This window comes from Cellulomonas composti (assembly GCF_007990245.1).
GTDB lineage: Bacteria > Actinomycetota > Actinomycetes > Actinomycetales > Cellulomonadaceae > Cellulomonas > Cellulomonas composti.
On sequence record NZ_BJWG01000005.1, the window covers coordinates 54825 to 81492 of the forward strand.

Here is a 26668-nt window from a genome sequence, read left to right on the forward strand (position 1 = left end):
AGGGCGCGCTGCGTGCCGCGCGCGCCGCTGCTCGTCGCACGGGCGCTCGAGGGTGCCGGCGCGACGGCCTCGGACCGGTCGTACGCGGACACACGGGCGCGCGAGACGCGCTCCTCGTCCTTCCAGGCCGCCCGGGAGCTCGCCGGTGCGCAGGCGCTGGCCTCGATGCCGGGCTTCGCGGCCGCGGTCGCGGACGGTCGTGTGCACGTCGGCTTCGCGGACCAGCTCGCTCGCGTGGTCGCGGACGCGTCTGTGCGCGTGCGGACCGCGCTGGCGTCCCCGGAGGGGGAGGTCGCGGTGCTCGCGATCGCGGCGCGGTCGGCGACGTCGACGCAGTTCGGTCGCGAGCTGGCGGTTCTCGCGGCCGAGCTGGACCCGGAGTCGCTGGACGACGACCGCAAGGACACCCGGCGCGCGCGGTTCTTCCGGATGAGTCACTCGGGCGACTCGACGCTGCTGCGCGGCCGGGTCGACGCGGTCACCGGCCGCAGGCTCCAGCTCGCCCTGGAGTCCACCGGGCACCGTCCCGACGAGGACCGCGACCGCGGCCAGGCGAACGCCGACGCCCTCGCGTCGCTCGCCGAGCACACGCTGGCCTGCCACGGCACGGTCGTCGGGGCGACGGGGGCGGATGCGCCCGACGCGGGAGCCGCACCGTCAGGCGTGTCGGGCGGGCGGCTCACGAGCGCGCAGAACAGACCCAACGTCACGGTCCTCATGGACCTCGAGACCCTCGCCGCGCTCCGCGCCCGCCGTACCGGCGCCGGCGCCGACGCCGACCGAACTCCCCCGGCCACCACGCTGGACGGTGTGCCGCTGTCCGCCACCGAGCTGGCGCGAGTGCTGTGCGACTGCGAGCTCACGCGGCTGGTGGTCGACGCCGAGGGCATGCCGCTCGACGTCGGCCGCACCCAGCGCCTGGATACGGCGGCCCAACGGCGCGCGGTGATCGCGCGCGACCGCCACTGCGGGTGGAACGGCTGCGACGCCCCCGCGCACTGGTGCGAGGTGCACCACATCACGTGGTGGAGTCGCGGCGGCACCACCGACGTCGACGGAGCGGTGCTCCTGTGCTCGCACCACCATCACGTCGTCCACGAGCTCGACCTGCGGGTGACCCGCCTCACGCCGACTGTCGCACCGCCGCGCGACCGACCACACCACGACCGACCAACGCGCGACCGGCCACCCCGCGACCGGCCACGCGGCGAGCGGGTGCGCGCGGGCGCGACCTACACGTTCGCGCATGCGGACGGACGCCTCGAGAACGCGCCACCGGACGCGCCGGGGCGGCCGCCGTGGTGACCGGTGTGGCGCGTTCAGCCGCCGGAGATGCCGATCTCGGCTTCCTGGAGCTCGGCGCGGAACTCGTCGGACAGCTCGCGCGAGTCGAGCCATCCGTACGGCAGGTGCGGTCGCTTGGGCGAGCCGGCGCGGCCGCGCTGCCCCTCGGCGGGGGTGCCCGGGTAGCCCTGCGTCAGGTCCAGCTCGGCGAGCAGGTCGTCGAGCTCGGCCAGGCTCGAGACGAGCCCGAGACGCGCGCGCAGGTCGCCGCCCACGACGTAGCCCTTGAAGTACCACGCCATGTGCTTGCGCATCTCGCGCAGCGCCTTGCCCTCGCCCTCGTCGGCCCAGTCGCCGAAGTGCTCGACCATCAGCTCGGCGTGTCGGCGCACGACGTGCGCGACGTGACCGAGACCGGGTCGGATCCGCTCGTCGGAACCCGCGAACGCGGCTGCCAGGTCCGCGAACAGCCAGGGCCGACCCTGGCACCCGCGCCCGACGACGACGCCGTCGCAGCCCGTGTGCGCGACCATCGCGAGCGCGTCCTCGGCGGACCAGATGTCGCCGTTGCCGAGCACCGGGATGTCGGTGACCGCCTGCTTGAGCGTGGCGATCGCGTCCCAGTCGGCCGTGCCCGAGTAGTAGTCCGCCGCGGTGCGCCCGTGCAACGAGACCGCCGCGACGCCCGCGTCCTGGGCGGTCAGGCCCGCCTCGACGTAGGTGAGGTGCTCGTCGTCGATGCCCTTGCGCATCTTGACCGTCACCGGGACGCCGTGCGGGGCCGCCGCCGCCACCGCCGCAGTGACGATCGCGCGGAACAGGTCCCGCTTCCAGGGCAGGACCGCTCCCCCGCCGCGGCGCGTGACCTTGGGCACCGGGCAGCCGAAGTTCAGGTCGACATGGTCGGCGCGGTCCTCCTCGACGAGCAGCCGCACCGCGGCGCCGACGGTCGCGGGGTCCACGCCGTACACCTGGACCGAGCGGGGCACCTCGTCGGGCTCGAACGCGATGATGCGGAACGACTCGGGCGAGCGCTCGACGAGTGCGCGGCTGGTGAGCATCTCCGCGACGTACAGGCCTGCACCGGACTCACGGCAGAGCCGTCGGAACGCCGCGTTGGTCACGCCTGCCATGGGCGCGAGCACGACGGGGGTCTCGACGGTGATCGGTCCGATCTGCAGCGGCGGCAGCACCGGGGTCCGCTCGACGGTGGCAGTCACGCGCTCCAGTCTCCCATCGACCGCTCCTCGGCGCGGCGCCGGCTGACGCCGTCAGGCGCCCAGGAGACGAGGTGCCAGGTAGGACGTGACCTGGTCCAGCGCGACGCGCTCCTGGCTCATGTCGTCGCGGTGGCGGATCGTCACGGCCTGGTCGTCGAGCGTGTCGAAGTCGACGGTGATGCAGAACGGCGTGCCGATCTCGTCCTGACGGCGGTAGCGGCGGCCGATCGCGCCGGCGTCGTCGAAGTCGACGTTCCAGTGCTTGCGCAGCTCGACGGCCAGGTCGCGGGCCTTCGGGCTGAGCTGCTCGTTGCGGCTCAGCGGCAGGACGGCGGCCTTGACCGGGGCCAGGCGCGGGTCGAGCTTGAGCACGACCCGCGTGTCGACGCCGCCCTTGGTGTTGGGCGCCTCGTCCTCGGCGTAGGACTCGACCAGGAACGCCATGAGGCTTCGTGTAAGGCCCGCGGCGGGCTCGATGACGTACGGCACGTACCGCTCGTTCTTGGCCTGGTCGAAGAACGAGAGGTCCTGACCCGAGTGCTCGGTGTGCGTCGAGAGGTCGAAGTCGGTGCGGTTGGCGATGCCCTCGAGCTCGCCCCACTCGCTGCCCTGGAAGCCGAAGCGGTACTCGATGTCGACGGTGCGCTTCGAGTAGTGCGAGAGCTTCTCAGCGGGGTGCTCGTAGTGCCGCAGGTTGTCGCGGCTCAGGCCCAGGTCGACGTACCAGTCGGTGCGGAAGTCGATCCAGTACTGGTGCCACGTCTCGTCGGAGCCGGGCTCGACGAAGAACTCCATCTCCATCTGCTCGAACTCGCGGGTCCGGAAGATGAAGTTGCCCGGCGTGATCTCGTTGCGGAACGACTTGCCGATCTGACCGATGCCGAACGGGGGCTTCATGCGCGCCGCGGTGTAGACGTTCTTGAAGTTGACGAAGATGCCCTGCGCGGTCTCGGGCCGCAGGTAGTGCAGGCCGGACTCGTCCTCGACCGGACCGAGGTACGTCTTGAGCATCATGTTGAAGTCGCGCGGCTCGGTCCACTGGCCCTTGGTGCCGCAGTTCGGGCACGGGACGCCGGCCAGGCCGCCGTCGGGTGCGTGACCCTTGCGCTCCTCGAACTCCTCGAGCATCTGGTCCTCGCGGAAGCGCTTGTGGCAGGACAGGCACTCGGTCAGCGGGTCGGTGAACACGCCGACGTGGCCCGAGGCGACCCAGACCTGCCGGGGCAGGATGACCGACGAGTCCAGGCCGACGATGTCGTCGCGGCTCGTCACCATCGCGCGCCACCACTGGCGCTTGATGTTCTCCTTGAGCTCGACACCCAACGGCCCGTAGTCCCACGCGGACCGCGTACCTCCGTAGATCTCACCGCTCGGGAAGACGAAACCGCGCCGCTTGGCGAGGGAGACGACGGAATCCAGGCGCGAGGGTGCTGCCACGGTGCGATCACTCCAGAGGTGGGGACCCGCGGCTGGGTGCTGCGGGATCGGCCCGCCCAGGCTACCGGCTTGCCGGGTCTCTCCCGGCACCCCTTTTTGACAACGGTTCTCACATTAATGAGAATGATCGTCATGAGCCCCCGTCGGACCGCCGCGGTCGTCGCACTCGTCCTGCCCGCGGCACTCGGCCTCGGCGCATGCTCGTCGGACCCGTCCGACGGCCGCCTGCAGGTGCTCGCCTCGTTCTACCCGCTGCAGCTCGTCGCGCAGGAGGTCGGCGGCGACGTCGTCGACGTCAGCTCGCTGACGCCGCCCGGCGCCGAACCGCACGACATCGAGCTGTCCCCCGCGCAGGTCTCGCGCGTGTCGACCTCCGACCTCGTCGTGTACCTGTCGGGCTTCCAGGCCGCGGTCGACGACGCCGTCGCGCAGACCGATCCCGAGCACGTCGTCGACGCGGCCGACCACGTCGACCTCCTCACGCTCGCGCAGGAGCACGCGCACGACGAGCACGCCGACGAGGACCTCGGCGGCGACGACGCCCACGACGAGCACGACCACGGCGACCTCGACCCGCACTTCTGGCTCGACCCGAGCCGGATGCCGGCGGTGACCGGGGCCGTCGCCGACGCGCTGACGGCGGTCTCGCCCGAGCACGGCGACGAGTTCCGGGCGCGCGCGGACGCGCTCTCGGCGCGCTTCACGGAGCTCGATGCGCGGTACGAGTCGGGGCTGGCGGTGTGCGAGCGCGACGTGATCGTCACCGCGCACGCCGCCTTCGGCTACCTCGCGGACCGGTACGGGCTCGAGCAGGTCGGCATCTCGGGGCTCGACCCCGAGGCCGAGCCGTCCCCGGCCCGGCTCACCGCGGTCGCGAAGGTCGTGCGCGACGAGCAGGTCACGACGATCTTCTTCGAGTCGCTCGTCTCCCCCAAGGTCGCGCAGACCCTGGCCGACGACCTCGGGATCGACGCAGCGGTGCTCGACCCCATCGAGAGCATCAGCGAGAGCGCGCTGGCCGCCGGTGAGGACTACTTCACCGTGGCCGACGCGAACCTCGACGCCCTGCGCGTGGCATTGTCCTGCTCGTGAGCGCTGACCGGACGGACGCGACGGGTCCGACGAACGCCGTGGAGGCGCACGGCGTCGAGGTGACGCTCGGGGGGTCGCGGATCCTGCTCGGCGTCGACGTGGTCGTGCCCGCGGGCGAGGTCGTCGCGCTGCTCGGCACCAACGGTTCCGGCAAGTCGACGCTCGTGCGCGCGCTGCTCGGCGCGGTCCCGCTCAGCGCCGGAACGGTCCACCTGCTCGGCGAGCCGCTCGGGCCCCGCGCTCCGTGGTCACGCATCGGCTACGTGCCGCAGCGGATGCCCGCGTCCTCGGGCGTGTCCGCCACCGCAGTGGAGGTCGTCGCCTCCGGGCTGCTGCACGGGCGCGCGCTGCGCCCGCCGCGGGGTTGGCGGACCCGGGTCCGTGCGGCGCTCGACGCCGTCGGGATGGCCGGGCACGAGCGGCGGCCCGTCCAGGAGATGTCGGGCGGTCAGCAGCAGCGGGTCCTCATCGCGCGCGCACTCGTGCGCGAACCCGAGCTGCTCGTCCTCGACGAACCGACCTCCGGCATCGACGTGCCGACGCAGGCGACCTTCGTCGACACCGTCGCCCGGCTGCACGGCCAGGGCGCGACGGTCGTCGTGATCCTGCACGAGCTCGGTCCGTTCGAGCCGCTCATCCAGCGCGCCGTCGTGCTGCGGCACGGTCGGGTCGTGCACGACGGCCTGCCACCGCGACCGCGGCTCGACCACGCCGGTGCCACGCACCACCACGAGCACGCGCACCACGACCCGGACCCGCCGCCCACCGGACCGGCGCTCGGTCCCACGCTGGGCCCGACGCTCGGGATGGAGGCGCCGTGAGCTGGGATGCGGTCGTCGAGATGCTGTCCTCGCCGCTCATGCAGCGCGCACTGCTCGCCGCGATCCTCGTCGGCGCCACCGCGCCGATCGTCGGGACGTTCCTGGTGCAGCGCCGGATGGCGCTCATGGGCGACGGGATCGGTCACGTGGCCCTGACGGGTGTCGCGCTCGGCTGGCTGATCGGCACGTGGGCCGACCTCGTCCCGCAGGACACGCTCGCGATCCCCGGTGCGGTGGTCGCGGCCGTCGTCGGGTCGATCGTCATCGAGCTGGTCCGTGAGCGTGGCCGCACGAGCGGCGACCTCGCGCTGGCGCTGATGTTCTACGGCGGCATCGCCGGTGGTGTGCTCCTGATCAAGGTTGCCGGCGGGACCAACGCGAGCCTCGTCTCCTACCTGTTCGGCTCGATCTCGACCGTCTCGACCACCGACCTGTGGTGGATGGTCGCGCTCGCCGCGCTCGTGCTCGTCGTCGGCATCGGCCTGCGCGTCGCGCTGTTCACCGTCAGCCACGACGAGGAGTTCGCGCGGGCCAGCGGCCTGCCGACCCGCTGGTTGGCGATCACGCTCGCCACCCTTGCCGCGCTGACCGTGACCGTCGCGATGCGCGTCGTCGGGCTCCTGCTCGTCAGCGCGATCATGATCGTGCCCGTCGCGATCGCCCAGCTCTACGCGCGCTCGTTCGGCCGCACGATGGTGGCCGCGAGCGTGACCGGCGTGAGCGTGAGCGTCGTCGGGCTCGTCCTGACGTACTGGAACGACATCCCGCCCGGCGCGACGATCGTGGTGCTCGCGATCGCCGTCTACGCCGTCGCCGCGGGCCTGCGCCCCGCGCTGCGGCGCCCCGTGCCGGCGCACGACCCCCACCCCGACCTGCCGGACGACGTCGTGCTCGCCCGTGAGGACACGCGCGACTGACATCGCGGATCGCTCGTCTACGATCACGGCGTGGACGACGACCCCATCGGCTTTCTCGGGCTGAGCACGCTGTCGGCCGGTATTGCCGTGGGCGTCCTGTTCGTGATCGGCATGGCGCGGTCCCACGCGACGTACTGGGCCGGCCGGGGCGTGGTCCGTGGCGCCAAGACCGTGCACGAGAGCGACTGGGGCTTCACCTGGTGGCGCGCGATGATCACGCGCCTGGAGGCATGGACGAACACGCACGCCGCCCAGCGCGGACTCGACTGGGTCCGCCGCTGGGGCGCCCTCGCCGTTATGTTCGCGTTCCTCACGATCGGGCTGCAGACCGCCGTCTTCGCCTCCGCGGGCCTCATCAAGATGCGCTACCTGCGGTTCACGCTCGCCACGATCCCCGGCGCGATCGTCTGGTCGGTGGTGTGGGCGACCGTCGGGCTCGGCGCCGTCTGGGGTGCGATCGCGCTGTTCGCCACCTCTCCGTGGGCGCTGCTCGGCGCCGTCGTCGTGCTCGTGGTGCTCGGTGTGTGGATCGCCCGCCGCCGGCTCGAACGCGCGGCGCACCGGCACCTCGAGTCCACCCACCTGCACGAGCACACCGAGCACGGGCGTCATGCCGCCGTGTCCGACGAGCCCGCGACTCCGACGCCGTCACCCACCGACTGCTGATCCGGCCCCTGCCTGCCTGACCCGTGCCATGGTGCGATGGAGCGCTCTACGGCCACAATGGCCGACGTGCGCACACTTCTCGCCGGCATCGTCGCCGCGCTCCTCCCGCTCACGCTCGCCGCGTGCACGTCGTCGCAGGATGCCGCGGACGACGGCCCGCTCGAGGTGGTCGCTGCGATCTACCCCCTGCAGTACGTCGCCGAGCAGGTCGGGGGCGACCGCGTCCACGTCGTCGGGCTCGTCGCTCCCGGGACCCAGCCGCACGACGCGCCGCTGGACGCCGAGCTGACCGCGAAGCTCGACGACGCCGACGTCGTGCTGTTCCTCTCCGGGTTCCAGCCCGCGGTCGACACCGCGGTCACCAGCTCTGACACCAGCTCTGACACCGGCGCTGACGGGCCGGTGCTGGTCGACGCCGCGAGCCACACCGGCGACGTCGCGATCGCCCACGACCACCACGCGATGCTCCCCCCAGCGCCCCCGTCCGCCGAACCGTCCGCCGACCCGTCCCCCAGCCCGAGCACGCCCGGACCGCCCGCCGACCCGCACTTCTGGCTGGACCTGAGTCGCATGCCGTCGTTCGCGCAACACGTCGCCGAGCAGTTCACCGAGCTCGATCCGAGCGGATCGCTCACGTACGAACGCAACGCCCAGAACCTGACGGCGCAGCTCGCCGACCTCGACGTCCGGTACGCGTCGGGGCTGCTGTCCTGCGAGCGACGCGAGGTCGTCTCGTCGCACGACGCGTTCGGCTACCTGGCGACCCGCTACAACCTGCACACCGCCGGCATCCTCGGCACCGACCCGACGACCCCGCCTTCGACGCCGGACGCCGCAGCCGCCCGCGAGCTCGCCGCGGGCGCCACGACCGTCTTCACCGAACCGCTCGTCGACCCCCGCGGCGCGGACGAGCTCGCCGCGGAGGTGGGCGCCACGACAGCCGTGCTCGACCCGATCGAGAACGTGTCCGGCGACGACGACTTCGTCTCCGTCGCCGAGCGCAACCTCACGACCCTGCGCACCGCGCTCGGCTGCTCCTGACCGCGACGCCGCGGCTCACCCGTGGGCGACGCAGAAGTGGTTCCCGTCCGGGTCCGCGAGCACCACCCACACGAAGTCGCCCTCGTCGTGACGCGCCACGAGCATCGCCCCGTCGGCGAGCAGCCGCTCGACCTCCGCGTCCCGGTCGGCCGCGGACAGGTCGAGATGCACGCGGTTCTTGCCGGGGGTCGGGTCGGGGACCTGCTGGAACGCGAGCAGCGGGCCCGCGGGCGGCCGCACGATGACGTACTCGCCGCCGCCCTCGCCCTCCACCGCACCGCCGGTCTGCCGCGCCCACCACTGCGCGAGCGCGGGTGCGTCGAGTGTGTCGAACGTGATCATTCCCACCGAGATCGTCATGCCGGCACGCTACCGACGCCCACCCACACGGCGCCCGGGATCAGCCCGCCGGCCGGTCCACCGCACCCCCGTAACGCCGGTCGCGGCGCGCGTACTCCTCGACCGCGCGCCACAGGTGCCGGCGGTCGACGTCGGGCCAGGGCTCGTCGAGGAACACCAGCTCGGCGTACGCGGCCTGCCAGATCATGAAGTTCGACGTCCGTTGCTCACCCGACGACCGCAGGAACAGGTCGACGTCCGGGAGATCCGGCTCGTCGAGATAGCGCGCGAAGACCTTCTCGGAGATCCGGTCCGGGTTCACGCGGCCGGCCTGCACGTCGCGCGCGAGCGCGGCGGCGGCATCGGCGATCTCGGCCCGCCCGCCGTAGTTCACGCACATCGTGAGCGTGCAGACGGTGTTGTCCTTCGTGAGGCGCTCGGCCTCCTCCAGCTCGGTGATCACCGAACGCCACAGCCGCGGCCGGCGGCCCGCCCAGCGCACCCGCACGCCCCACGAGTCCATCTCGTCGCGACGGCGGCGCAGCACGTCCTTGTTGAAGCCCATGAGGAAGCGCACCTCGTCGGGCGACCGGTTCCAGTTCTCGGTCGAGAACGCGTACGCCGAGACGTACTCGACGCCGACCTCGATCGCACCGGCCACGACGTCGAGCAGCGAGGCCTCGCCCGCCTTGTGCCCCTCGACGCGGCTCAGCCCTCGGGCATTGGCCCACCGGCCGTTGCCGTCCATGACCACGGCGACGTGGCGGGGCACGAACTGCCGCGGGATCGCCGGTGGGCGCTCCCCGGACGGGTGCGGGTAGGGAGGCACGACGATCTTCGGCGCGGTCTTCGGCACGCGGCCCATTGTGCCGTCAGTCGACGAGCAGACCGGCGAACCGTCGCGCCACGTCGACGGCCGGGACGCGGTCGAGCGCGTCGACCTCGTGCGGCGCGAACCAGCCGACGTCGTCCGTCGTGCCGTCGGCCTCGACCGTCAGGCTCCCCGCGACGACGTGCGCACGGTAGATGACCCGCAGCGCCTGCAGGTCCGGCTGGGTCGGGTCGACGCGCACCGCGCTCGGCACGACGATCGAGTCGATGCCCAGCAGGCCGTCGAGCTCGACGTGGTAGCCCGTCTCCTCGAACACCTCGCGCACCACCGCCTGATCGGGGTGCTCGCCCGGTTCGAGCCCGCCGCCGGGCAACGTCCACCCGTGCAGCTCGCCCTCGCCCCAGTGCGGCAGCAGCATGCGCCCCTCGTCGTCCGTGATCACCGCGTACGCGGCCACCCGCAGGTCCATTCGCTCCCCTCGGTCAGACGCGTTCGACGTGCGGCAAGGAGCGCAGGTGGCGCTCCAGGTGGAACTGGCTGAACGCGGCGACGAGCCCGGCGCCCTCCCCGCGATGGCGTTCGGCGCTCGCGTCGGCGACCGCCCAGTCACCCGCGAGCAGCGCCGCGAGCAGTGCGAACGTCTCGGGTGCCGGCGAGGCCGAACCCGGCGGACGGCAGCGTGTGCAGACCGCACCGCCCGACGCGACGCTGAACGCGTGGTGCGGCCCGGGCTCGCCGCAGCGTGCGCAGTCGGCGAAGCTCGGCGCCCAGCCCGCCACCGCGAGCGCGCGCAGCAGGTAGGAGTCGAGCACCAGCCCGGGCGCGTGCTCGCGCGTCGCGAGCGCCCGCACCGCCCCGACGAGCAGCCAGTACTGCTGCAGCGCGGGCTCGTGCTCCGCCTCGACGAGGCGGTCGGCCGTCTCGAGCATCACGGTGCCGACGGTGTAGAGCGAGTAGTCCGCCGCCAACGGCCGGCCGTACGGCCCGAGCGTCTCGGCCTGCGTGACGATGTCGAGGTTGCGGCCCGTCGAGAGCTGCAGGTCGACATGCATGAACGGCTCGAGCCGCGAGCCGAACCGCGACGTGGTCCGCCGCACGCCCTTGCCGACCGCGCGCACCTTGCCGTGCTGGCGGGTCAGGAGCGTGACGATCCGGTCCGCCTCCCCCAGCTTGTGGGTGCGCAGCACGATCGCCTCGTCGCGGTAGAGGCTCACCGGCCCATCCTCCCCCGCGCCACCGACACTCACGTCACCGACACGGACACGGACACCACCGACGCACGAGCTCGCGCCGCCGCCGCGGATCGACAGCCCACCCAGGGGTGTGGTGGACGGCGGAGTGCGGCGGCGGCGCGGGCCGGCACGCGGGCTTCGTCGGGGTCGCCGACGGCAGCCCGCGCACGGGGACCGGGCGCGGTGGTGGGGCGCCCGGCCCCGAGATCGGGGCGCAGGGGATCCGGTCGGGTCAGGTCGGGCGCGTCAGCGCTCGTACCGGTTGACCGCGGAGGTGATCGCCTTGAGCGAGGCCGTCGTGATCGACGGGTCGATGCCGACCCCCCACAGGATCTGGTCACCGATCGCGCACTCGACGTAGGCGGCCGCGGTCGCGTCGCCACCGGCGGACAGGGCGTGCTCCGCGTAGTCGAGCACCGCGACGTGCACGCCGACCTGGTCGAGTGCGGCCACGAACGCCGCGACCGGCCCGTTGCCGGCGCCGTCGAGCGTGCGCACCTCGCCCCGGTCGACCAGGTCGACAGAGAGCGAGTCGGGTCCGTCCTGCGCGCTCGTCGTGCGCGTGCCGCGCAGCGAGAACCGGCCCCACGGGACGAGGTCGCCGAACTCCTGCGCGGGCGTCGCGACCTTGGCCGCCTCGACCGGCAGGTACTCGTCGACGAAGATCCGCCACAGGTCGTCGGCCGTGACCTCGGTGCCGTGCTGATCCGTGTGCTGCTGCACCACCTGCGAGAACTCGATCTGCAGCCGGCGCGGCAGGTCGAGGTCCTTCTCGGACTTCATCAGGTAGCTGATGCCGCCCTTCCCGGACTGCGAGTTCACGCGGATGATCGCCTCGTACGAGCGACCCACGTCCTTGGGGTCGATCGGCAGGTACGGCACGGCCCAGACGATGTCGTCGACGGTCTTGCCGACGCGCTGCGCCGACGCGTCCATCGCGTCCAGACCCTTCTTGATCGCGTCCTGGTGCGAGCCCGAGAAGGCCGTGAAGACGAGGTCCCCGCCGTACGGGTGCCGCTCGCCCACGGGAAGCTGGTTGCACCGCTCGACGGTGCGGCGGATGCGGTCCATGTCGGAGAAGTCGAGCTGCGGGTCGATGCCCTGGCTGAACAGGTTCATGCCCAGGGTCACCAGGCACACGTTGCCGGTGCGCTCGCCGTTGCCGAACAGGCAGCCCTCGATGCGGTCGGCACCCGCCATGTACCCGAGCTCGGCGGCGGCGACCGCCGTGCCCCGGTCGTTGTGCGGGTGCAGCGACAGCACGACCGACTCGCGGTAGCGCAGGTTGCGGCTCATCCACTCGATCGAGTCGGCGTACACGTTCGGCGTCGCCATCTCGACCGTCGCGGGCAGGTTGACGATGACCTTGCGGTCCGGCGTCGGCTGCCACTCCTCGAGCACCGCGTTGCAGATCCGCAGCGCGAACTCCAGCTCCGTGCCTGTGTACGACTCGGGCGAGTACTCGTAGAGGACCTCGGTGTCCGGGATCAGCTCCTCGTACTTCTTGCAGAACCGCGCGCCGGAGACGGCGATGTCGACGATGCCGTCCTCGTCGGACCGGAACACGACCTCGCGCTGCAGCGTGGAGGTCGAGTTGTACAGGTGCACGATCGCCTGCCGGGCACCGGCGATCGCCTCGTACGTCCGCTCGATCAGGTGCTCACGCGCCTGCGTGAGCACCTGGATCACGACGTCGTCGGGGATCCGGTTCTCCTCGATGAGCTTGCGGACGAAGTCGAAGTCCGTCTGGGACGCGGCCGGGAAGCCGACCTCGATCTCCTTGAACCCCATGTCGACCAGCAGCTCGAACATCTCGAGCTTGCGGGCGGGGTTCATGGGCTCGATCAGGGCCTGGTTCCCGTCGCGCAGGTCGACCGCGCACCAGCGCGGGGCCTGCGTGACACGGGCGTCGGGCCAGCGGCGGTCGGGCAGGTCGACGCGGATCTGCTCGTGGAACGGGCGGTACTTGTGGATCGGCATGCCCGACGGCTGCTGCGGGCTCGTGTCCAGGTAGCTCATGGGGGTGGGGTCCTTCGCTGCGGTTCGACTCGGCGAGTGGTCAGCCGGCACACGGCGACACCGCGGCGAGGATCCGGCCTAGAAGGCCTCGCCGCGGCACAGAAGAAGGAGGGTGTTCCTGAGCACGCTCGCACCCTACCCCCAAGGCGGCGCCCGTCCGCAACCCGGTCCGCCGTCAGGCCTGCGTCCCGACCAGCCGCAGCACGCAGTCCCCGAACATCACGACCGAGCCGACCCGCAGCCGCACCGGGTGGTCGACCGGGCAGATGACCTGCGCGCCCCCGGGCAGCGTGACGACGGTCCCGTTGGTCGAGCCGCGGTCGGCCACCCACACACCCGAGGGTTCGACCGCGATCTGCAGGTGCGTCTTGGAGACCGACCGCGTCGGGTCGACGACGCGCACGAGCTGCACACCGGGTGCGGCCGCGGCGGGGTTGCGCCCGACGAGCGCCGTCCGGGTCACGACGATCCGCTGGCCGTCGCTGATCTCCAGGTAGGCGGCCGTCACCGGAGCGCGCGGCGGGGGCGGCGGCACGGGTCCGGGCGGTGCCGCGTGCAGCCCCCGACGGGTCGTCTCGACGTCCTCGGCCTCGTCGGCGGGGTCGTCCGCCGGTTCCGGCGCGGGCGCAGGCGGAGCCGACGAGGGCACGGGCGGAGTCGACGGCAGCGGCGGAGCCGACGAGGGTGCGGGCGGCACGAGCGGGATCGAGCGCGTGTCGAGGTCGGGGCCGGCACGGTGCTGCGCGAGCGGCGCGAGCACGAGAGAGGCGGTCGTCGGCGGCGGCTCGGCGGGCGTCGCGCGGGCGCTGGCCGCCGCCCACACCGGCACGGCGCCGGTCGCGGGTCCGCCGACGGCACCGGGCTCGGCCGGCGCAGCGGCCGGCGCGGGAAGGTCCGACGACACGGGCGGGGCCGGTGCGGCCGGCGCACCGGGCAGGCCGGCGCGAACGTCGAGCACCTCGTCGCGCGCTGCCTTGTCGTGCCAGCCGCGGTTGCGCCCGGCGCCGTCGAACAGCGACGAGAGGAGCACCACGTACTGCCCGACGAAGAAGAAGACGACACCCGCCGCGACGACGAGGCCGCGCAGCAGCACGCGGCCCAGACCGATCGGCCGGCGCGTCTGCACGTCGAGCGTGCGGATGCCGACGAGTCGGCGCCCGACGGTCCAGCCGAGCCGCCCGTGCAGCACCCACTGCACGACCACCACGACGACCGTGAGCAGCGTGCCGGCCGCGAGCAGCGCGGTCGGCACGGATGCCGCATCGCGGTCGGCGCCGACGGGCATGAACGGCAGCACCCACGCCGAGGTGAGCATGACCAGCAACCCGTCGAGGACGCCGCCGAAGAACCGGCGCCACATCGACGCGGGCCGCGTCCCGGCACGCGAGCCCCGCCCTGCCGTGGACGGCGCCGTCGCAAGCGGAGCCGCCGCGACCGGAACCGGTGCGAACGGGGCCGGTGGGAACGGGGGCGGCGACGGCGGGGGAGGCGGTGGCTGGGCGGTCACGAGGACTCCTCGACAGTGCAGGGCAACGGGACGGTGGGCGAGCTGGCGGCGTGCCGTCTCCCGGGTCTGGGTCTGGTCACGGGCGGCGCCCCGCACCCCGACGCGTCCGCCGCAGCGACGCGGTGGACAGCCGGCTCCGGGCGCGCCGGCGCCAGCCGGCGGACCGGCGCATCGCGCTGACCGTCGACTCGACACGCGACCAGTAGGCGTCGACCTGGCCCGGCTCGGGGGCGCCCGGCGCGAACACGGCCCGGTCCGCCTCGCGCGCCAGCACGCCGACCTGCGTGGACACTTCGGCGGAGCGTCTGCCGACCGGTCGGCCTGCCGGGGGCGCGAAGCTGTCGGCCAGGGCACGTGCGGCCTCGGACCGGGTCGCGCGGGGTGGGACCGGACGCCGCAGGTCGTGCGCGACGTCGACGACCTCGGCCCAGCCACCGGCCACCCGCGTCACCGTGTCGCCGCGCCGACGGCGCCGTCGGCGGCGGCGCGCCTTGATCGCCGCGATCACGACGAACGGCAGCGCGAGCAGCAGCAACGGCACGCCGACCAGCAGCGCGACCCATGCGACGCCGGCCCAGTCGATTCCGTCGTCCTGCGCGTCGGGAGCCTGATCCGGCGCGGGCTGCTCGGTGTCGTCGTCGGGCGGCGTCACGGCGCCGGGCGGGGGCGGGGGCGGCTGCACGACCTGCGGCTCGGGCTCGCGCGGCTGCTCCTCCTCGCTCTGGTCGGGGGTCTGCTCGCGCGGCGGCGTCGCGTCGAACGGCACCCAGCCGTAGCCCGTGAAGCCGACCTCGACCCACGCCTCGACATCATCGCCGGTGACGGCCAGCACGCCGTCGGAGTCCGGTTCGCCCTGCGGCACGAAGCCGAGCACCACGCGCGCGGGCCACCCCATCTCGCGCACCATGAGCGCCATCGCGGACGCGTACTGCTCGCCGTTGCCCACCATCACCGAGTCGCCGAGCAGCGAGGCCATCCGGTCGGCGCCGTGACCCGAGAGCGCGTCGCTGTCCTCGCCGCCGTCGGAGTAGAAGCCGTTCTCGGTGAGCCACTGCGAGATCGAGCGGGCGACCTCGACCGGCTGCCCTGCGTTGCGGGCCACGTCGGCGGCGGTCGTCGCGACCACGTCCGGCACGCCGACGGTGGGCGGCAGGGTGACGTCGGACCGGTCGGCCGTGCCGATCTCCTCGTCGGACGGAACCGGGGGGACGACCGCGTCGATGGCGTAGGTGAGTCCGGGGTGCACGCCACCCGTGACGACGGCGGCACCGGTCGCGTCGTTGAGGCGCAGGTCGTCGGCCGTGTCGGTGTCGGTGTCGAAGGCGGTCGCCTGGCCCACGGTCGGCAGCCACACACCCGTCAGCCCGTCGATCGTCACCTGGACGTGGGCAACCTCGCCCTGCTCGTCGGTCGGGATCTGTCCACCGACCCGGCGGAACTCACCCGAAGCCTCGGCCGAGCCGTCGCCCGCCACGTTCCACACGACACCGTCGTAGCGGTCGAGCGTGGCGAGCCGCACGCGCGCGCCGGCGGGCAGGCCGGTCACCGTGAACAGCGTCGTCTCGTCGAGCTCCTTGAGGTAGCTGCGGTACGCGGACAGCGGGCTCGCGTAGTCCCGCGGGTCGAACGGCGGCGTGATCTCGTCGCGCACGACGTAGCGGACCTGGTCCCCCACGACGAGCGGCGCGCCGAAGACCCCACCGGCGAGCGCGGCCGCGACCAGCGTCGCGGACGCGACGACGCGCCGCGCCCGTAGCGTCCCCGTGCGCCACGCCGCCCAGGGCAGCAGCACCACGGCGAGCGCGGTCCCGGTCGCGACCGGCGGGATGCTCGGGTAGCGCTCGCCCAGCAGCACGACCGCGACGAGCACGCCGACCGGCACGAGTGCACCCGTCGCCGCGGCGACGCCACGCAGCCGACCCGAGGCCGACACCGCGGCCACCGACCCGACGAGCGCGAGCAGGTACACCGCGACGAGCGCCTCGCCCGCCTCCCCGACGGGTGGCTGCAGCGTCACGACCTGCGACCACGACGAGATCGCGCCGCGCGCCAGCGCGACGACCGTGCTCCCCGTGGGCACCACCCCGGCGATCGCCGTCGACGGCACCGCGAGCGCACCGCCCGCGAGCACGAAGGCGACGACTGTCCCGGCGACGACCGTGAGCGCCGACCACCCGCGCCAGGCGCCGGCCAGCGCGATGCCCGCCCCGATCAGGAGCCCGCCGACGATCGCCGGTACGGCCGTGCTCCCGCCGTAGACGTCGAGCAGCGGGTACAGCACGAGCGCGAGCGCGGCGACGAGCACGAGTGCGTCGATGCCCAGCCGTGCCCCGTCGCGAGCTCCCGCACCGGCCGCCGTGCGCGCGCTCATGAGACCGCCCGGCGCAGCAGGCGCGGCAGGTCCTCGAGCGTGCCGAGGGTCGCCAGGCTCACGCGGCCTTGCGTGCGCACCGCGACGGGCGCGCCGCTCTCGCACGCCACCACCAGGGTCCGCGTGCCGGCGGGCAGGTGCCGCGTGCCCAGCCGCAGGTCCGCGTCGGACGGCACGCTGCCCGTCACGAGGATCGCGACCGAGCACTGCGGCGCCTCACGCACGACCCGACGGCCGAGCAGCGTGACGCCCGCACCGGACGACGACGTGCTCAGGCCCGAGCAGTCGTCGAGCAGCAGCGCGGGGGTCCGCACGCGCAGCGCGCCGGGACCGGCGAGCACCTCGAGGTCACGCTCGTCGCGCAACGTCTGCACCGCGATCGACGCGAGCGTCGAGACCGCGAGCTCGAACTCGTCGTCACCCGCGTAGTCGCGCGGGTCGGTCGCGAGCGCGAGCACGGTGTGCGTGCGCCGCGTGTCCTCGAACTGCTTGACCATGAGCCGGTCGCGGCGGGCGGACGTGCGCCAGTGGATGTAGCGCCGGTCGTCGCCGGCGACGTAGTCGCGCAACGCGTGGAAGGACATGTCCGAGTCGGACAGGTCGCGCGTGGACTGGCCCTCCAGGTCGCGCAGCAGTCCGGCGCTCGCACCGCCCAGCGCGACGAGGTCCGGGTGGACGTACAGGTCGACGGGTCGGGTCCACAGCACGCTGCGTCGCGCGAGGCCGAGCGGGTCACCCCGCACGGAGCGCACCGGCCCGACGACGACGACCGCGCGCCGCGCCGTCGGGATCGCGAACAGGTCGTCGTGCGAGGCGCCCGGCGCGAGGGCGGGGACCGCGAGCTCGGCGACCGAAGCGCCGACGGGCAGCTCGAGACGCGACGGCAGCGCGCGCCGCCGCGCGGCGTTGGTGATCTCGAGGCGCCCGACCGCGCGCTCGCCGATCCGGACCCGGTTGTCCGCCATGTCGAGCCGGACGCCGTACCGCGCCCGCCCGGCCGTCATGAGCATGCTCACGACGAGCACCGCGAGCAGGCCGGTGCCGAGCGCGGCGAGCTCCGCCCACCCGAGCACCCGGCCCAGCACGAGGCCGAGGAGCGCGGCGAGCGCACTCCCCCACCCCAGCGGCGAGATCCGCACGTCAGGCCGTCCGCAGCACCGGGGGTGCGACCTGGTCCAGCAGCCGAGCCAGCACCTCGCCCGCGGTCACGCCCGCGAACTCGGCCTCGGCGTCGAGCACGAACCGGTGCGCGAGCACCGGCTGAGCGAGCTGCTTGATGTCGTCGGGGAGCACGAACTCGCGTCCCTGCGACGCCGCCCAGACCTTCGCGCAGCGCACGAGGGCCAACCCGCCACGCACGCTCGCCCCGAGCGCCGTCTGCGCGTCGTCCCGCGTGGCCTCGGTGATCCGCGCGACGTAGTCGAGCACGACGGGGTCGATGTGCACGGTCTGGGCGAGGTCGGCCATGGTGCCGACGGCCTCGGTGGTGATCCGGGCCGTGAGCCCGATGGTGCGGTCCTTGGCGCCCGCGAGGATCTCGATCGCCGACGCGCGGTCCGGGTAGCCGAGGCTGGTCTTGATGAGGAACCGGTCGAGCTGCGCCTCCGGGAGCCGGTAGGTGCCGGCCTGCTCGATCGGGTTCTGCGTCGCGATCACCATGAACGGGCGGCCCACGGGGTGCGTGACGCCGTCGACCGTGATGTTGCCCTCCTCCATGACCTCGAGCAGTGCCGCCTGCGTCTTGGGCGACGCGCGGTTGATCTCGTCCGCGAGCACGACCGACGCGAAGACGGGGCCGGGGTGGAACTCGAACCGGCGCGTGCCCTGGTCGTAGATCGTCACGCCGGTGACGTCGCTCGGCAGCAGGTCGGGCGTGAACTGGATGCGGTGGTGCGTGCCCTGCACCGTCGCGGCCAGCGCCTTGGCCAGCGACGTCTTGCCCGTGCCGGGCGCGTCCTCCAGCAGCAGGTGGCCCTCGGCGACCATCGCGGTCAGGGCCAGGCGCACGGTGTGCTCCTTGCCCAGCAGCGCGAGGCCGACGTTGTCCACCAGCGTCGAGAACGTCTCGGCGAACCAGGTGGTCTGCTCGGGGGTCATGTGCTCTCCATGCTCGTGCCGTGTCCGGCAGGTCGGGGTGAGGTGCCGCTCGCGCGGCCGGTCGTCCGGCTGGGCCGTCAGCCGCCCTCGGGTGGCTCCGGCTCGGTCTTCGGGATCGGCAGCTCTGCGGAGACGGGATCGGAGTCTGCGCTGTTGTTGGTCGCCCAGACGGTGATCTTCACGGTGTGGTCGGTGTCCCGGGAGATCCCGAGGTCGGCGAGCGAGCGCGTCACCGTCAGGTCGCTCGTGTTCTGGCACCGCACCTCGGCGCCGTCGACGTACCAGCAGTACCGGTACCGCACCGACGAACCGCCGTCGCTCGCGGGGGCGGACCACGCCGCCGTCAGCGTCGTCGGCGCCGCCAGGTCGTCAGGGGTGAGCGTCAGCGACTGCACGGGCGACGGCGCGGCACCCCACGTGACCCGGGCGCGACCGGAGCCGTCGGCACCCGCGCGCGACGACGCGCCGAGGGTCGCGATCGCGTGCACGGTCACGGTTACGACCGTGCCGTCCCGGCCCGGCGAGATGTCGGTCGGCGAGAGGTCGATGACCGCCGAGGTCGCACGGACGTCGGTCGCACTCACGGTGCGCGAACGTCCCTCGAACGTCACCACGTACTCGTAGCGCAGGTCCGTGCCCCCACCCGAGGCGACCGGGTCCCAGGCGATGGCGAGCTTCGTCGGGCGATCGAAGTCCGTGGGCTCGATCCCCTCGACCCGCGTGACGGTCGGCGTTCCGGGCGGCGTGGTCGCGACGACCGACCGGGGCGCGCTCCAGCCACCGTTGCCGGCGGCGTTGCGCGCGATGACGCGGAAGGTGTGCTGCGAGCCGCCGGCCAGGTCCGCGAAGGAGGCGTTCGTCGCGGACAGGCCGGTGCGGGCGACCACGCCGTCCATCTCGATGTCGTACGTGACCGCGGCGCCGTTGTCGTCCACCGCGCGCCACGTCAGCGCGACGGTGCCGGTCCAGGCCGGCGCGACCGGGTCGTCGAGCACCGGCGTGCCCGGCAGCCCGTACGTCAGCGCCGTCGCGGTCGTCGCGGTCGACTCGCCTGCGTCCGACGAGGCGCGCACCGAGAACGTGTACTCCACGCCGTTGCGCGCACCCTCGAAGGACCACGTGCGCTCGCTCGGGCCGAAGCTCCTCTCGACCTCGTGCCCGTCGCCGCCGTGCGCCACGACACGGTAGCCGCGCACCTCGTGGCCGCCGTCGAATGCCGGAGCGGTCCAGTCCACCGTGATCCGTCCGCCGATCGGGGTCTCCTCGCGCCGCGCGGACACCGACGCGGGCGCGTCGGGTTCGCGCGCCGGGACGGCGTCGCCCGACGAGGTCGACGGCGAGCCGCCCTCGGCGCGGTTGTGTGCGACCACGGTGATCCGGTAGCGGTTCCCGTTCACGAGGTTGGCGAACTGGACGTTCGGCACGGACCTCGTCACGGTCTGCTCGCCGCGCTCGGGCCGGGGGGTGATCGTCACGGTGTACGAGTCGACCGGCGTGCCGCTCGACGTCGCCTCGGGCCACGACCACCGCAGCGTGCCGTCACCGAAGCTGGCGAGGGTGATCGACGCGACGGCGTCGGGTACGGCGTCGGGTGTCGCCTTGCGGGAGGCGGGCGATGCCGGCGACCACCCGACGGCGTTGTGCGCCTCGACGGTGAACTGGTACGCGGTCCCGTTCGTGAGCCCGTCGATCGTGCAGACCGTCGACGCGCACTCCTTCGTCGCGCCGCCTGGCTGCGCCGTGACGCGGTACCGGTCGATCTGGGCGCCCCGGTTGTCCGGCGCGTCCCACTCGAGCTGGACGGCCTTGTCGGTCTCGTCGACGACGCGCGGCACGCCCGGTGCCGCCGGGACGCCGCGCACCGTGAGCCGGATGCGACCCTCGGTCTCGCGTGCCGGGTCGTCGGTGACGTCCCGCACGCGGAAGCGGACCACCATCGAGCCGATGAAGTCGTCGGCCGGACGCACCATGACCTGCGAGGACGTGAACCGCGTCGTGCCCGCGCCGGGCGTCTCGACGGTCGCGCCGACCACGCGCAGCGGCGAGTCCGGGAAGGGGTTGAACGCGTCGTCGAGCACGTCGACGGTGCGTTCGGTGCCCTCCTGCGCATCGTCGATCTGCCGGTCGAGGACGCGAGCGGTCTGGCGGGTGCTCGCGGTCACGTGCAGCTGCACGGTCGCGTCCAGGCTGCCTGCACGGCCGTAACCGATGCGCACCCCGAGCGTCCCGTCGGTGCCCTTCGCCGTGGTCGCGTCGGCCGAGACGTCGAGCACGCCGTCGTCGATCGTCACGGTGAACCCGTCGGGCACGGCCGACGAGATCTGGTAGTCGTAACGGTCGTCGGTCGGCGTCGTGCCCTCCGGCCCGGTGGTGAACACGCGCAGGTCGACGTGCACCGGGTCCTCCCCCGGCGCGACGTCGATCCTCGAGGGTGCGAACGTCGGCGGGTGGTCCTCGACCGCGAAGACCTCGATCGGGAACGTGATGTACGACGTGCGGGCCGTCGTGTCGCTCGCGTCGCGTGCGTCCGTCACCGGCACCGTCACGGACGCCGGCCCCGCGTAGCCCTCGGCGGGCTGGAACACGATCGTCGACGCGTCACCGTTCTTGACCTTCGCGGACCCCTTCGTCGCGCTCACCGCGAGCGGGTCGGCGACGCTCGGCGAGCGCCCCTGCGCGACCTTCACCTGCTCCGAGAGCGAGATCTCGAGCTTCTCGTCGGAGCCGACCCGCAGCGCGGGCGCTCCCGGTCGCCGCGTCGGCGGGAACGCGTCGCGGGCGGGCACCGTGATGAACGCGTAGGAGAACGCGTGCTCGGGGTCGCGCACGTTGCGCAGCAGGTACGGCAGCGTCTGGGTCTGGTCGGCGAGCGTCACGACGACCCGACCCTGCTCGTCGACGCGCGCGACCGTGGCCGGCACGGACGCGGGCAGCTCGACCTGCAGGTCACTCGCCGGGCCGCTCGGGTTCTGCGCGACGTCGAGCACCTTCACGACGACCTCGGTCAGCCCGAACGTCTCCGTCGCGGGCACGACGACGTCCCGCGCGAGCGGGGGCAGCACGGGAGCCTGCTGCGTGACGTGCACGGTCAGCACCGCGGTGTCCCGCCCGCCGCGCGCGTTCGTCGCCGTGTAGACGATCTGCAGCGTCGTCTCCTCGTCGGGTGCGGTCACCTCGATCCGACGGTCCTTCGCCTGCGCCTGCGTGCCGGCGGGCATCTCGAGGGTCGGGTCGAGCGACAGCTCGTCGCCGCTCGAGTCGGTGTCGTTCGCGAGCACGCGGACCTCGATGCGCTCGCCGGGCCGGATCGTCACCTCGTCGTCGCGTGCGACGACCGACGCGACCCCCTGGGGCCGCGGGCTGATGCCGACGCGCACGGTCGCGACGGCGCGCTGACCCACCCAGTCCTCGACCGCGTACGTGAACTCGTCGGTGCCGGTCTCGCCCGGCAGCGCGACGTACTCGATCCAGTCGGGGCCGATCTCGGCGACGTAGCCCTTCGACGGCGCGGAGGCGACGCCCAGCAGCGTGACGCCGTCGCCGTCGTCGTCGATCCCGACGAGCGGCACGGTGATGCGCACCTGCTCGCCCGCGAACACGCGCCCCACGAGGTCCTGCGGGCGCGGCGGCGACTTCGTCTCCGGGTCCGAGTCGTGCACGCGGACCGTCACGGTCGCGGCGGTCTGGTTCCCGGTCGCGTCCTGCACGACGAACGTCGCGCGCACCGTCATCGGCGTCGCGGGCGCCTGGTAGCGCAGCACGTCACCCGAGACGAACATCAGTCCTTCGCCGGGGCCGGGGGACTCCGCGAGCTCGCGCACCAGGCTCAGCGCGTCGCCGTCCGGGTCGTACGCGTGGTCGAGCACCGGGACCGTCACGACACCGCCCGTGCGCACGGTCGCCTCGACGTTCTCGACGATCGGCGGCTGGGTCGAGGTCGCCGGTGGCACCGGCTGCACGACGATCTGCCCGACGGCGGAGCGCGCGCCGTTCGAGACCGTGTAGGACAGCGCCACCGCGCGCTCGAGCGTCTGGTCGCTCGTGATCTGCACGAGGTGGTGGTCGAGCACGGCGACGCTGAGCCCCGGTGCGTCCGAGGAGTCGACGGACTGCAGCACGAGCACGGCGCCTGCCGGGTCGGAATCGTTCGCGAGCGGGTCGATCGTGACCTCGCCGCCGGCCGGCAGGAACGCACGGTCGCGCACCGCGACGGGCGGCTGGACCTCGTCGGGCCACGGCTGCACGTCGATGCGTGCCAGGCCGGTCGCCTGCTGCGCGCCCGCGACCACGAGGAAGGGCACGTAGTACGGACCGGCCCGTGGCGTCGAGAACGTGAACGTCCCCGCCTGCAGGTCGGCGTCGACGGTCGCTCCTGCGACGTCGTCGACCGACACGAGCCGCGCGGGCTGGTCCCCCGTCGTGCGGACCGCCGCGAGCACGTCGAGCGTCACCGCCTGGTCGACGTAGGTCACGGCGTGCACGGGGTCGATCCGCGGCGGCACCGATCCCGACGGGCGCACGTCGACCCACAGCGTGCCCTCGGTCGGTTCGGCGTCCGAACCGTCGCTGACCTGCAACGTCACCGCGGTACGGCCGAGCCGGCCGCCGTCCGCCCGGAACGTCACCGTGCCGTCCTGCCGGAACCGCACCGAACCCGCGGCGGGGTCCGCGATCGCGCCCACGAGCAGCATGTCGTCCCCGTCGGGGTCCTCGAAGTCTGCGAGCGCCTGGTAGGTCGAGCTGCCGCCCAGCTCGACGTCCATCGAGCCGTCGTGCAGGCTGCGCGGGGGTGAGTTCGCGTCGACGTCCCGTGCGACGAGCGTCACCGTGGCGGTCGACGGCGGGTTCACGCCCCGGCCGTCGTCGATCGTGTACGAGAAGTGCGCGGTCCCGCGCGCCCCGGCCGCGACGTCGACCTGCAGCGCGCGCCCGCCCGCGACGGCCTCGACCCGGCCGAAGCTCTCGTCGAGCTGCTCGAACTCCCGCACGACGAGGATGCCGCAGTCCGACGACGAGTCGTTGCCCATCACCGGCAGGATCGTGGTGCGGCCGGGGCGCACGCCGAACTCGTCGTCGGCGGCCACCGGAGGCGACGACTGCGACGAGCACTCGGTGACGAGCTCCTGCGTCGTGTCCGGGCTGTCGGACTCCTCCTCGGACTCCTGCGGTTCCTCCTGCCTGCTGATGTCCTCCCAGTTGGGGACGTGCAGCTCGGCGTCCTCCTGAGGCAGCCACAGGCGGCCGCGCTCCGTGTCGTTGAGCACCACCATCGAGCGGTTCACGCGGAACACGAGCTTGTCCTGCGCGGACATCTCCTTCAGCGCGACCAGCTTCTGGGCCTTCCCCTCGCACAGCTCGAGGTAGGAGCCGACCGCCGACGCCCACGCCCCGTGCGCGCACGAGTCGACCTGCACGGGCGCGGCCGGAGCCCCGGAACCCTGCGTGGCGTGCTCGACGACGTCGCCGCCGTCGATCGGGACCTCCAGCAGGGCGGTGCGGCTCGCGACGAGCACGCGCGACGAGGCCGGCCCGGGCCGCTGCAGCACCAGGTCGTCGCCCGGCAGCTCGACGGTCCCGTGCGTGGTCAGCAGCGTCGAACCGCGCAGCGCGACGGGTTCGTCACCGACCGCGGTGAGCTGCTCGGGCGGCGACCCGGCGGCGCCCTCGAGCTGACCCGCCGACTCGGTGCGCGCCGCACCGGCCGTCGGTTCGGCGCGCGTCACGGTGCCGTCCGCCGCAACGCCGAGCGCGACGCCGTCGTGCGTCACGACCGCCAGACCGCCCTCGCCGAGCTCGACGTCCGCGTCGTCGTCCCCGACGCGCAGCCCGTCGAGGCCCGCGAGCGTCCGCACGTACAGCTCGCCTTCGCCGTCGACCATCGCGACCGTGCCCGCCGCCATGCTCGTGACCGTGTCGGGAGCCGCGACCTGCGTCGTCACCGAGACGGTCCGCGGGTCGACGACCGAGACCTGACCCGACTCGACGAGCAGCACGTCGCCCTCGTCCTGCAGCACGTCGAAGTAGTCGGTGCTGTCCGTGACGATGCCCGCGTTCAGCTCGTCGATCTGCACGTTGTAGCGCCCGAGCTTGTGCAGGCTGGTCGCCGTGAGCCAGACCGCGCCGTCGTTGAGGTCGACCCGCGCGAGCGGGAACCCCTGGGACATCACCGCGAGCACCGCGACGAGCGCCGGAACGGTGACCACCGCGGCCGTCGTCGTCGCGCGGCGGCGCGCGCCCTGCCACCTCATGCGACGCACGCCTGTGCGGGGTGGGCCGACGCACGTCGGTCGACGCGCACCAGCGAGACCTCGATGCAGACCTCACCGGTCGCGTCCACGGCCGGGACGGTCACGGACGGCGTCGCGACAACCGCGAGGTCCGGCTCGCCCGTCGCCGTGAGCACTCCCCACAGGTAGGTGTCGCCGTCCTGCGGGTCGGGGTTGACCCACGTGAACACGACGTCGCCGTCGTCCTCGCGCGTGCCCTCGAGCGAGCGCGGCGCGGGCACGACCGCCTCGACCACCTCGTTCGGGTCCTGCTGGAAGTCGGTCGGGTCGGCGCTCGGTCCTCCCCCGCCGCTCATCGCGACGGCCGCCACCACGCCGATCGCCGCCACGACGACGACGCCCGCGACGACCGCGGCCACGGTCCGTCCCCGCGCGGCACGGTCGGCCGGTGGCTCCGGCTCGCCGATCGGCGGCGGCGTGGGCGGGGCCGGCGGCGGCGCGACGAAGTCGGGGCGCGCATCCTGCGGGCTCAGCACCCGCGGGCCGCTCGTGCGGGTCGGCTCGTCGGCGGCGGGTGACGACTGCCCGGGTTGCGCCGGGATCGCGACGATCGAGCGCAGCCGCGTCGCGTCCTGCGCGCCCGGGCCGTCCGAACCCTGACCGGCCCCGGCCGGACCCGTCGGCGCGGGCTCGTCGGGAAGGTCCAACGTCGTGACCGGCAGCCGCAGGTCTGCCTCGATCTGCTGCAGCGCGCGCCCCAGCGCCGCGGCGGACCCGAACCGCAGGGCCGGCACCTTCGCCATCGCGCGCTCGAGCAGTGCCTGCAGCTCGGGCGGGACGTCCTCGCGTCCCGTCGGCGGCAGCGGAGACCGTTCGATCCGCGCGACGAGCTGCTGCGCGCCGTTCTGGCCGCCGGGGATCTCGAACGGGGTGCGACCGGCGAGCAGCGAGTACAGCGTCGCTCCGAGCGAGTACACGTCGGAACGTTCGTCGCCGCTCGGGTGCTCCGCGAGCAGCTCGGGCGGCGACCACGGGATCGACATGCCGACCGTCGCACCCGCGGCCTGCCCGGTGGTCGCGGCGATGCCGAAGTCGGTCAACGCGGGCCAGCCGAAGTCCGTGGTCAGCACGTTCGCGGGCTTGATGTCGCGGTGCAGGATGCCGGCCCGGTGCGCCGTCTCGACCGCCGACGTCAACCGCACCCCGATCCGCAGCACCTCGGCGACGCTCATCCGCTCGGTCCGGTACCGCTCCGCGAGCCCCGGCCGCGAGCAGTACTCCATCACCAGGTACGGCCGCCCGTCGGCCGCGATCGCCGCCTGGAAGACCGTGACGATCGACGGGTGGTGCGAGAGCTGGGCCATGAGGTTGGCCTCGGTCTGGAACCGCGCGCGCGTCTCGTCGTCGAGGCTCCCCGCGAGCAGCACCTTGACCGCGACCTCCCGGCGCGGGAGATCCTGCCGGTACAGGAAGACGTCGGCGAAGCCACCCAGGCCGAGCGTGCGGACGGGCTCGTACCCCGGCAGTACTGGCGGCGCGGAGGCCTCGCGTCGAGCGGTCACCTGG

General features: G+C 73.4%; 19 protein-coding genes. 6 read left to right on the plus strand and 13 right to left on the minus strand.

Going from position 1 to position 26668, the window contains the following annotated elements; all coding sequences use genetic code 11:
- The first annotated feature begins 12 nt into the window (after nucleotides 1–12).
- Nucleotides 13–1305 (plus strand): HNH endonuclease, encoded by a 1293-nt coding sequence (locus tag CCO02nite_RS06900; RefSeq protein ID WP_186812604.1) that lies wholly within the window; start codon nucleotides 13–15, stop codon nucleotides 1303–1305.
- Between the two features lie 14 nt (nucleotides 1306–1319).
- Here CCO02nite_RS06900 and dusB read toward each other — a convergent pair whose 3' ends face one another.
- Together dusB and CCO02nite_RS06910 are read right to left on the minus strand one after the other, a co-directional pair.
- Nucleotides 1320–2504 (minus strand): tRNA dihydrouridine synthase DusB, encoded by a 1185-nt coding sequence (gene dusB, locus CCO02nite_RS06905; protein ID WP_146842405.1) that lies wholly within the window; start codon nucleotides 2502–2504, stop codon nucleotides 1320–1322.
- A 51-nt stretch (nucleotides 2505–2555) separates the two neighbouring features.
- Entirely contained in the window at nucleotides 2556–3941 is a 1386-nt protein-coding gene (locus CCO02nite_RS06910; RefSeq protein ID WP_146842406.1) for a glycine--tRNA ligase, read from the minus strand.
- A 132-nt stretch (nucleotides 3942–4073) separates the two neighbouring features.
- On the opposite strand from CCO02nite_RS06910, the gene CCO02nite_RS06915 reads away from it, so the two are divergent.
- Genes CCO02nite_RS06915 through CCO02nite_RS06935 form a run of 5 tightly spaced genes read left to right on the plus strand, consistent with a single transcriptional unit; the run spans nucleotide 4074 to nucleotide 8478 of the window.
- A complete protein-coding gene (locus tag CCO02nite_RS06915) occupies nucleotides 4074–5033 on the plus strand; it encodes a metal ABC transporter substrate-binding protein (RefSeq protein WP_146842407.1) in 960 nt (319 codons plus the stop codon).
- On the plus strand, nucleotides 5030–5854 hold the full coding sequence (locus tag CCO02nite_RS06920; protein ID WP_146842408.1) for a metal ABC transporter ATP-binding protein: 825 nt from the start codon (nucleotides 5030–5032) through the stop codon (nucleotides 5852–5854). Before CCO02nite_RS06915 ends, CCO02nite_RS06920 begins: the two co-directional genes overlap by 4 nt.
- Nucleotides 5855–5874: 20 nt before the next feature.
- Nucleotides 5875–6771: a metal ABC transporter permease gene (locus CCO02nite_RS06925; protein ID WP_146842540.1), complete on the plus strand. Its 897-nt coding sequence runs from the start codon at nucleotides 5875–5877 to the stop codon at nucleotides 6769–6771.
- Between the two features lie 30 nt (nucleotides 6772–6801).
- The gene (locus CCO02nite_RS06930; RefSeq protein WP_146842409.1) at nucleotides 6802–7437 is read left to right on the plus strand and encodes a DedA family protein; all 636 of its coding nucleotides are present in this window, start codon (nucleotides 6802–6804) and stop codon (nucleotides 7435–7437) included.
- Between the two features lie 36 nt (nucleotides 7438–7473).
- Entirely contained in the window at nucleotides 7474–8478 is a 1005-nt protein-coding gene (locus tag CCO02nite_RS06935) for a metal ABC transporter substrate-binding protein (protein WP_146842410.1), read from the plus strand.
- 15 nt (nucleotides 8479–8493) lie between these two features.
- On the opposite strand, the gene CCO02nite_RS06940 is transcribed toward CCO02nite_RS06935, so the two are convergent.
- The 11 genes from CCO02nite_RS06940 to CCO02nite_RS06990 form a co-directional block, all read right to left on the minus strand.
- A complete protein-coding gene (locus tag CCO02nite_RS06940; RefSeq protein ID WP_146842411.1) occupies nucleotides 8494–8838 on the minus strand; it encodes a VOC family protein in 345 nt (114 codons plus the stop codon).
- A 40-nt stretch (nucleotides 8839–8878) separates the two neighbouring features.
- On the minus strand, nucleotides 8879–9682 hold the full coding sequence (locus CCO02nite_RS06945; protein WP_146842412.1) for an isoprenyl transferase: 804 nt from the start codon (nucleotides 9680–9682) through the stop codon (nucleotides 8879–8881).
- A gap of 7 nt (nucleotides 9683–9689) precedes the next feature.
- Nucleotides 9690–10118, minus strand: a complete 429-nt coding sequence (locus CCO02nite_RS06950) for an NUDIX hydrolase (protein WP_146842413.1) — start codon at nucleotides 10116–10118, stop codon at nucleotides 9690–9692.
- A 13-nt stretch (nucleotides 10119–10131) separates the two neighbouring features.
- A complete protein-coding gene (recO, locus tag CCO02nite_RS06955; protein WP_146842414.1) occupies nucleotides 10132–10863 on the minus strand; it encodes a DNA repair protein RecO in 732 nt (243 codons plus the stop codon).
- Nucleotides 10864–11127: 264 nt separating this feature from the next.
- A complete protein-coding gene (gene leuA / locus CCO02nite_RS06960; protein ID WP_146842415.1) occupies nucleotides 11128–12900 on the minus strand; it encodes a 2-isopropylmalate synthase in 1773 nt (590 codons plus the stop codon).
- 175 nt (nucleotides 12901–13075) lie between these two features.
- Entirely contained in the window at nucleotides 13076–14260 is a 1185-nt protein-coding gene (locus CCO02nite_RS06965; protein ID WP_146842416.1) for an RDD family protein, read from the minus strand.
- A 223-nt stretch (nucleotides 14261–14483) separates the two neighbouring features.
- Nucleotides 14484–16778, minus strand: a complete 2295-nt coding sequence (locus CCO02nite_RS06970; protein WP_146842417.1) for a transglutaminase TgpA family protein — start codon at nucleotides 16776–16778, stop codon at nucleotides 14484–14486.
- Nucleotides 16775–17917, minus strand: coding sequence for a DUF58 domain-containing protein (locus CCO02nite_RS06975; protein WP_146842418.1), 1143 nt, complete (start codon nucleotides 17915–17917; stop codon nucleotides 16775–16777). Before CCO02nite_RS06975 ends, CCO02nite_RS06970 begins: the two co-directional genes overlap by 4 nt.
- Nucleotide 17918: 1 nt before the next feature.
- A complete protein-coding gene (locus tag CCO02nite_RS06980) occupies nucleotides 17919–18875 on the minus strand; it encodes an AAA family ATPase (RefSeq protein WP_146842419.1) in 957 nt (318 codons plus the stop codon).
- A 77-nt stretch (nucleotides 18876–18952) separates the two neighbouring features.
- The gene (locus tag CCO02nite_RS06985) at nucleotides 18953–25123 is read right to left on the minus strand and encodes an Ig-like domain-containing protein (protein WP_186812605.1); all 6171 of its coding nucleotides are present in this window, start codon (nucleotides 25121–25123) and stop codon (nucleotides 18953–18955) included.
- A complete protein-coding gene (locus CCO02nite_RS06990) occupies nucleotides 25120–26664 on the minus strand; it encodes a serine/threonine-protein kinase (RefSeq protein WP_146842420.1) in 1545 nt (514 codons plus the stop codon). Before CCO02nite_RS06990 ends, CCO02nite_RS06985 begins: the two co-directional genes overlap by 4 nt.
- Between the last annotated feature and the right edge of the window lie 4 nt (nucleotides 26665–26668).